Origin of the sequence: Streptomyces sp. NPDC006265, from assembly GCF_040613555.1 — a bacterium.
Taxonomy (GTDB): domain Bacteria; phylum Actinomycetota; class Actinomycetes; order Streptomycetales; family Streptomycetaceae; genus Streptomyces.
The window spans coordinates 1-6,790 of sequence record NZ_JBEXSH010000487.1; the positions used below are offsets into that span (position 1 = coordinate 1).

The 6,790-nt window shown below is 71.6% G+C and carries 9 protein-coding genes and 5 tRNA genes; 7 read left to right on the top strand and 7 right to left on the bottom strand.

Features of this window, described 5'->3' with window-relative positions; all coding sequences use genetic code 11:
- Positions 1–270: 270 nt before the first annotated feature.
- Positions 271–831, top strand: a complete 561-nt coding sequence (locus tag ABZ281_RS31220; protein ID WP_356660909.1) for a CGNR zinc finger domain-containing protein — start codon at positions 271–273, stop codon at positions 829–831.
- An 83-nt stretch (positions 832–914) separates the two neighbouring features.
- Here ABZ281_RS31220 and ABZ281_RS31225 read toward each other — a convergent pair whose 3' ends face one another.
- Both ABZ281_RS31225 and ABZ281_RS31230 read right to left on the bottom strand, forming a co-directional pair.
- Complete coding sequence (locus ABZ281_RS31225) at positions 915–1,091, bottom strand: hypothetical protein (protein ID WP_298565961.1); 177 nt, start codon at positions 1,089–1,091, stop codon at positions 915–917.
- 157 nt (positions 1,092–1,248) lie between these two features.
- The gene (locus ABZ281_RS31230; protein WP_356660911.1) at positions 1,249–1,689 is read right to left on the bottom strand and encodes a hypothetical protein; all 441 of its coding nucleotides are present in this window, start codon (positions 1,687–1,689) and stop codon (positions 1,249–1,251) included.
- A gap of 176 nt (positions 1,690–1,865) precedes the next feature.
- Here ABZ281_RS31230 and ABZ281_RS31235 point away from each other — a divergent pair, with 176 nt between their 5' ends.
- Positions 1,866–2,390 carry a DsbA family protein gene (locus ABZ281_RS31235; protein WP_356660913.1) on the top strand — a complete coding sequence of 175 codons (525 nt, stop codon included), beginning with the start codon at positions 1,866–1,868 and terminating at the stop codon, positions 2,388–2,390.
- 25 nt (positions 2,391–2,415) lie between these two features.
- On the opposite strand, the gene ABZ281_RS31240 is transcribed toward ABZ281_RS31235, so the two are convergent.
- From ABZ281_RS31240 to ABZ281_RS31250, 3 genes are read right to left on the bottom strand one after another with little or no spacing between them, the layout of a single operon-like run.
- Positions 2,416–3,240, bottom strand: coding sequence for a GNAT family N-acetyltransferase (locus tag ABZ281_RS31240; RefSeq protein ID WP_356660915.1), 825 nt, complete (start codon positions 3,238–3,240; stop codon positions 2,416–2,418).
- 54 nt (positions 3,241–3,294) lie between these two features.
- Positions 3,295–4,116 (bottom strand): aminodeoxychorismate lyase, encoded by an 822-nt coding sequence (locus ABZ281_RS31245; protein WP_356660917.1) that lies wholly within the window; start codon positions 4,114–4,116, stop codon positions 3,295–3,297.
- Positions 4,113–5,156 (bottom strand): chorismate-binding protein, encoded by a 1,044-nt coding sequence (locus tag ABZ281_RS31250; protein ID WP_356660919.1) that lies wholly within the window; start codon positions 5,154–5,156, stop codon positions 4,113–4,115. The genes ABZ281_RS31245 and ABZ281_RS31250 overlap by 4 nt, the downstream gene beginning before the upstream one ends.
- A 178-nt stretch (positions 5,157–5,334) precedes the next feature.
- On the opposite strand from ABZ281_RS31250, the gene ABZ281_RS31255 reads away from it, so the two are divergent.
- From ABZ281_RS31255 to ABZ281_RS31275, 5 genes are all read left to right on the top strand, one after another.
- Positions 5,335–5,407: transfer RNA gene (locus tag ABZ281_RS31255), tRNA-Gly, on the top strand.
- A gap of 37 nt (positions 5,408–5,444) precedes the next feature.
- A tRNA-Cys gene (locus ABZ281_RS31260) sits at positions 5,445–5,518 on the top strand.
- 1 nt (position 5,519) lies between these two features.
- Positions 5,520–5,591: transfer RNA gene (locus ABZ281_RS31265), tRNA-Val, on the top strand.
- A 24-nt stretch (positions 5,592–5,615) separates the two neighbouring features.
- Positions 5,616–5,687: transfer RNA gene (locus tag ABZ281_RS31270), tRNA-Val, on the top strand.
- 43 nt (positions 5,688–5,730) lie between these two features.
- A tRNA-Val gene (locus ABZ281_RS31275) sits at positions 5,731–5,802 on the top strand.
- A gap of 73 nt (positions 5,803–5,875) precedes the next feature.
- On the opposite strand, the gene ABZ281_RS31280 is transcribed toward ABZ281_RS31275, so the two are convergent.
- Positions 5,876–6,166, bottom strand: a complete 291-nt coding sequence (locus ABZ281_RS31280) for a zf-TFIIB domain-containing protein (RefSeq protein ID WP_356660921.1) — start codon at positions 6,164–6,166, stop codon at positions 5,876–5,878.
- Positions 6,167–6,245: 79 nt separating this feature from the next.
- A partial coding sequence (locus tag ABZ281_RS31285) for a phosphotransferase (protein ID WP_356660923.1) occupies positions 6,246–6,790 on the bottom strand: 545 nt, incomplete at its 5' end.

The following is a 6,790-nucleotide window of genomic DNA, read 5'->3' on the forward strand; positions in this document are numbered from 1 at the left end:
GATCCCCGGCCACCATGGCCGTATGACCACACCTCCCTCCGCCCATCACCCCACCCGAGTACCCCCACCCACCCCCCCACCACCCCTCACCCCCCCCGGTCCTCGTCCTGGGCCCCTCCCCCGCTGTCACCGCGCGGGAACCCTGGCGGGCCCGGTGGCGTTGTATTCGAAGCCATGTGCGGGCATGAGGACGGTCCGGCGGTGGTGGAGCCGTTACCATCGGCCAGCATCGGCGGGCGCCCGCCCGACCCTCAGGCCAGGGAGCAAAACGTGCTGATCACCCACGACACCCGGTGCGCCCTCGACACCGTGGTCGATCTGGTGAACACCGCACCGGAGGACGACACGGCGTCGGACGGGCTGCCCGACCTGGCAACCCTCACCGACTTCGTGCGGAACCACGAGATCAGCGACGTCGGGGTGCTCTCGGAGTTCGACCTCTCCGCGGTGCGCAAGATCCGCGATCGCTTCGCCGCCGTCTTCGCCGCCCCGGACGCCCGCGCCGCGGCCGGCCAGATCAACGAGCTGGTCGCGGCCGCCGGCACCACGCCCCGGCTCACGGACCACGACGGCTACGACTGGCATGTGCACTACTTCGCGCCCGGCGCCTCCGTCGCCGACCATCTGGCCGCCGACTGCGGCATGGCGCTGGCGTTCTTCGTGGTCGCCGGGGAGCAGGAGCGGCTGCGGCGGTGCGAGGCGCCCGACTGCCGACGCGCCTTCGTGGACCTGTCCCGCAACCGCTCACGGCGCTACTGCGACAGCCGCACCTGCGGAAACAGGCTGCACGTGGCCGCGTACCGGGCGCGCCGCAAGGAGGCGGCGGGCTGACGCCGTCGCCCGACCGCGGGGTCGCACAGGACGTCGATGCCGACGCGGCCCCGGCGGATGGCGCCGGGTACCGCGGGTACGGCTCACAGCAACAGCAGATCGTGCAACGAGGCCATGAGCAGCAGGCTCCCGATCACCGCCAGGAAGATCATCAGCGGTGGCTGGGATAGGGCGAAGAGGCAACCACGTGGCTCGTCCTGCCGGGGACGTGGCTCGTCCTGCGGCGGGGCGGGGTCGCTCTGTTGCGTTGTGTCCAGCATCTCGTGGCGATGATGACGCAGTCGTCCCGCCGCACGCGATCGGCACCCTCGTTCCGTGCGGGAGTGCGCCGATTCCGTGAGGTCCGGTTCGAGTTGTGATCACTTCCGCGCACCGGCGGACCCACTGTGACGATTCAGCCGCCGACGGGCTGCCCCGTCATATGCCGTGCTTCTTGAGGATGGCCTCGATGTCGCTGAAGTCGTCGTCGCCGCGGGACGCCGGCGCGGGCCGGGTCGCCGGGCGGGCGCCCTGCCCCAGTGAGGGGGCCGAGGCGGCGGGGGCCACCGCATCGGGCCGGCCGGCCTCGCGGGCCGCCGCCCTGCGCTCCTTGCGGGTGCCACCGCGGCGGCGTTCCACGGTCCGTGTGGTCATGAAGAGCACCCAGGCGACACCCAGCACTCCGAACCCCGCCCAGGCCGTCGGGCTGAAGGCGGTGTCGGCCAGCCACTCGACGACTCCCGTCATCACCAGGCCGATAGGAACGAGGGAGTAGGCCGCGATACGGACCGCCGCGAGGTAGCGCTTGCGGTACGCCGTGACGATCGCAATGCCCAGGCCTGCCGCGGACACGGCGGAGCAGACGGTCTCGGCAATCATCCGGTCCTCCAGGCGTGGCGCGGTCGGGTGGGGGCACTTCGTCCCTTCCATCCTGCACCCGCCGTACCCCTGGGGGCCATGCCACGGCCCGACATCAGGGACATCTCCGGGTCACCTCCTCCGCAGGTGCCGGTGCGGGCCGCGCCCCCGGTCCGCACTGCTGGGAGACTGTCGGCATGAGCGACTCCTCCTCCGACCGTTCCGCCGCCCCCGTCCTCGAGATCTGGTGCGACCTCCAGTGCCCGGACTGCCGCACCGCGCTGGACGATCTCCACGCGCTGCGCGCCCGCTACGGCGACCGCCTGGAGCTGCGGCTGCGGCACTTCCCGCTGGAGAAGAACAAGCACGCCTTCGCCGCCGCCCAGGCCGCGGAGGAGGCGTGGGAGCAGGGCCGCGGATGGCCGTACGCGGAGGCCCTGCTGGGGCGCGTGGAGGAGCTGGCCCGTGCGGGAGAACCCTTCCTGGTCGAGGTGGCGCGCGAACTGGGCCTGGACGCCGAGGAGTTCGACACCGCGCTGGTAGACGGCCGGCACATCCTGATCGTGGACGCCGACCAGGCCGAGGGCAAGGCGATCGGCGTGAGCGGCACCCCGACGTACGTCATCGGCGGTGAGCGGCTCGACGGCGGCAAGAGCCAGGAGGGGCTGCGCGAGCGCATCGAGGAGATCGCGGACCGGCTGCTGGCCGGGCAGGAGCACTGACCGCCCTCGCCCGGCTCCCGGGTCGCTACAGCAGCGGCTTGTACATGGCGTACTGGTCGGTCTCGTAGCCGAGGGAGGCGTAGAGCCGCTCGGCCGGAGCGTTGCCGGCGAAGACGTTGAGGCCGAGGGTCCGCTTGCCCTCGGCGATCGTCCGGGCCTCGGCGAGCAGCATCAGCGTGCGGCCGTGCCCCTTCCCCCGGTGGGCGGCGTCGGCTTCGACGTCGAAGACGAACGCGCTGTTCTCACGCACCGCCAGCCACAGTGTGCCCACCGGTGTCCCCAGATGCTCGACGACGCTGATGAGCATGCCGGGGGTGGCCAGGCCCTCGGGCAGCAGGGTGGCGTGGTCGCGCTCCGACTTGGCCCGGGCCTCGGCCTCCGGAACGCCCCGATCGATCCAGCTGCGCGCGTAGTGCTCCAGGCCCTTCTCCAGCCAGGGTCCGAACTCCGCCTCGGTCATGGGCCGGGCGCGACTGCCCTCCGGAAGGCCGGGCGGGGTGTCGCCGAGCTGCTTCTCCATGCCGCGGTTGCGGACGACGTAGCCGAGCGCCGTGGCGAGCCGGAGTCCCGCCTCGGACGCGGCGGGAACCGTCGCCTCGATACGGCGGCACCCCCAGCCGCGCGCCACCTCCTCCGCGGCGAGTGCGGCGACCGTGCCCCGGCCGCGTCTGCGGTCCTGTTCGTCGATGTGCAGCTTCATGATCCGGGCCACCCCGGTGCCGAAGACGGGGTGCGTGCCGAGGTGTATCGCCCCCACGGGACGGCTGTTCACACACACCTGGAAGCGGCGTGAGCGCGTCCCGTCGGCGTTCTGCTGAAGCGGCTCGATCGGCCGCAGGGTCGTGGTCATCAGGGGTGTTCTACCCGCAACCACGCGCCTGGTCAGCCGAATTTCCGCGGTCTGTCAGGGGTCGAGGTCGTTCCCGGCCCGCTCATCGAAGATCCGCATGGCCTTGGCGGTCACCGGGCCCGGCGCGCCGGGCAGCTCACGGCCGTCGACGCGGTGCACCGCCTGCACGTCCCGCAGGGTGGACGTCAGGAAGATTTCGTCGGCCCGTTCCAGGACGTCCAGCGGCAGGTCGCTCTCCCTGGCGCCGGTCCATTCGACCGTCAGCACACGCGTGATGCCCGCGAGGCAGCCCGAGGCGAGCGGCGGCGTGTGGATCTCGCCGTCGAGGACGACGAAGACGTTCGAGCCGGTGCCCTCGCACAGCTGCCCCACCGTGTTGCCGAACAGGGCCTCGGAAGCGCCCTGGTCACGGGCGCGGGCGAGGGCGACGACGTTCTCGGCGTACGAGGTGGTCTTCAGGCCGGTGAGCGCGCCGCGCTCGTTGCGGGTCCAGGGGACCGTGATCACGGCGGTGGAGTCGGGGCGGCGGGTCGTCTCGCCGAGGGCGACGACGAGGGTCGGTCCGTGTTCACCGCGGTCGGAGCCGAGGGGGCCGTGGCCGCCGGTGTAGGTGATGCGGAGACGACCGAGCGGCACGGGGTTGGCGTGGAGGACGGCGGCGCAGGCGCGGCGCACCTCGTCGTGGTCCGGGTCCGGCAGGCCGAGGCCGCGCGCGGACCGGGTCAGCCGGTCGAGGTGGCGGGTGAGCGCGAACACCCTGCCGTCCACGGCCTTCACCGTCTCGAAGATGCCGTCGCCCACGGTCAGCCCGTGGTCGAAGACGGAGACGCGGGCGGACTCGGTGTCCTGCAGACCGCCGTCGAGCCAGATCTTCACGTCGGGTCCTCTCCATTCACCTCATACGCTCCCGACGCTATCGCGAGCAGTCGGGACGCCTTCAGCTCGGTCTCGTGCCACTCCCCCTCGGGATCGGAGCCCCAGGTGATGCCGGCGCCGGTGCCGAAGCGCAGCATGCCGTCGGCCCGGTCGATCCAGAAGGTACGGATGCCGACGGCCAGCTCTCCGGCCTCCCGGTCGGCGTCGACCCAGCCGATGCCGCCGCAGTACGGTCCCCTGGGCGCCGTCTCCAGCGCGTCGATGATCCGCAGCGCACTGGACTTGGGCGCGCCGGTGACCGAGCCGGGCGGGAAGGCCGCGGCGAGCAGCTCGGCCCAGCCGGCCCCCTCCCCCAGCTCTCCGCGGACCGTCGACACGAGGTGGACCAGTCCGGGGTGCTTCTCGACGGCACACAGATCGGGCACCGTGACGCTGCCCGTGGCGCAGACCCGCCCGATGTCGTTGCGCACGAGGTCCACGATCATCACGTTCTCGGCGTAGTCCTTCTCCAGCAGGTCCGTCTCGGTGCGGCCGGTGCCCTTGATCGGGCCGGACTCGACGGTCCTGCCGCCGCGCCGCAGGAACAGTTCGGGGGAGGCGGTGGCGATCTCCACGCCGTGCCCGGGCAGGCGAATCGTTCCTGCGTACGGTGCCGGGTTGCCGCGGGCCAACAGCGCGGTGAGCGCGTCCACGTCCGCGCCGGACGGGACGGGCGCGGACAGCACCCGGCACAGGTTCGCCTGGTAGACCTCGCCCGCCGCGATGTGCTCGCGGATGCGCCGCACCCCGGCCGTGTACGCGGCGCGGTCGAGCGAGGACGTCCAGTCACCGGAAGCCGGTCCGCGCCATGCGCCGGGCACGGGAACGGGCACGTCCGACGTCCGGACCTCCGCGAAGCGGGCGCAGGTCAGACGGCCCTCGAAGTCGGCACAGACGGCCCAGAAGCCGCTGGACTCCAGGGCTTGGGGATCATCGGTGACGTCGAGGAGCCCGGTGGCGACACGGTCGCCGAAGCGGGCAAGGGGAGGGAGGTCGAGCACGCAGTCGAGTCTATGGCGGGTGTCCTGCGGGTGGCCGGGGGATGTCCCGTCCGGCGGCCCTGTGACCTCCCTGAGCAGGGGAAGCGCAGCACGCTGCACAAACGCGTTTTTGTGCTGGCCGCGGAATCCGCTAGAGTTCAACACGTCGCCGGGCCGCGAGAGCGGTCCGCATCGACAGGCGGACGTAGCTCAGTTGGTAGAGCGCAACCTTGCCAAGGTTGAGGTCGCGAGTTCGAACCTCGTCGTCCGCTCGAAGGAAGAGGGGGCTTCCCGGCTCCCTACACTCCTGGTGGAGTGGCCGAGAGGCGAGGCAACGGCCTGCAAAGCCGTCTACACGGGTTCAAATCCCGTCTCCACCTCCAAGGACGATTAGCTCAGCGGGAGAGCGCTTCCCTGACACGGAAGAGGTCACTGGTTCAATCCCAGTATCGTCCACTGGATCTCTCAAGATCCCGACCCGCGCGATTAGCTCAGCGGGAGAGCGCTTCCCTGACACGGAAGAGGTCACTGGTTCAATCCCAGTATCGCGCACGCATTGTCCATGATCCGATGCACTCGGTGGTCATGGTCCCGAGGACGATTAGCTCAGCGGGAGAGCGCTTCCCTGACACGGAAGAGGTCACTGGTTCAATCCCAGTATCGTCCACAACACACTGGAGCCCCCGGCCGTTCGCGGCCGGGGGCTCCAATCGTGTCACCTGTCGTGTCACGACTTCACGTCAGGACGAGAACAGCATGCGGCCGAAGCTCTTGTTGCGGTGGTGACCGTGATGGCCGTGGTGCCCGTGGCCGCCATGCGGGGCGCCCCAGGCGGGAGCCGGAGGGGCCGGGTAGGCCTGCGGGGCGGGCGGGGGCGGCGGGGCGGTCTGGGACCACTGCGCTTCCAGGCGGGTCAGCGACTCCAGCTCGCCGTAGTCGAGAAAGATCCCGCGGCAGCCGCTGCACTGCTCGATCTGGACACCGTTGCGGTTGTACGTGTGCATCGGCGCACCGCACTTCGGACACTGCATGGTTGTTCAACTCCTCGCCGGTCTGTCCTGCTTCACATCTCGCCAGGACAGACTCCGTTCAGCTGTGGTCGGTTGCACCCTACTTCGCGTGGTCCTGCGCCAACGGGGGCGGGACGGTAGCCATTCGGTCACAGGCGTCCACGACCGACTGCTCCACCTCGTCCAGCGGGCGGCCGGCCGCGACCGCCTTGGCGACGGCCCGGGCCGCGGTCTGCGCGGTGAGGGCCCGGGCGGGGACGTCGAGGGCGGGCCAGGGGTCGCCCTCGGCGGGGACGGCGGGGCCACCGGCCTCCCGGTAGGCGGTGAGGAACCGGGTCCACTCGTGGGGCGGGAGCAGGCCGCAGGCATACCAGGCGGCGGGGCGGGCGAGGTCCCAGGCGGGCACGCCGACGCCGAGGTCGTCCACGTCTATCAGCAGCCAGGGGCCGTCGGGGCCGGGGCGGCGGATGAGCTGCCCCAGGTGGAGGTCGCCGTGACAGAGGGTGCCGGGGCCGGGCATGGGGGCCTCGGCACGGGCCCAGGGCGGGAGGGTGGCCCAGGCGCGCAGGACGGGGGCGGCCGCCGGGTGCGGACCCGCCTTGTGCAGCCGGCCGATGGCCTGGGCGGCTTTGACGGGGCCACGCA

Bases quoted from the DNA above. Each gene is read 5' to 3' on its own strand.
- ABZ281_RS31225 (WP_298565961.1), bottom strand. From the start codon at position 1,091: ATGCTGGACACAACGCAACAGAGCGACCCCGCCCCGCCGCAGGACGAG.
- ABZ281_RS31230 (WP_356660911.1), bottom strand. From the start codon at position 1,689: ATGATTGCCGAGACCGTCTGCTCCGCCGTGTCCGCGGCAGGCCTGGGC.
- ABZ281_RS31235 (WP_356660913.1), top strand. From the start codon at position 1,866: ATGAGCGACTCCTCCTCCGACCGTTCCGCCGCCCCCGTCCTCGAGATC.
- ABZ281_RS31240 (WP_356660915.1), bottom strand. From the start codon at position 3,240: ATGACCACGACCCTGCGGCCGATCGAGCCGCTTCAGCAGAACGCCGAC.
- ABZ281_RS31280 (WP_356660921.1), bottom strand. From the start codon at position 6,166: ATGCAGTGTCCGAAGTGCGGTGCGCCGATGCACACGTACAACCGCAAC.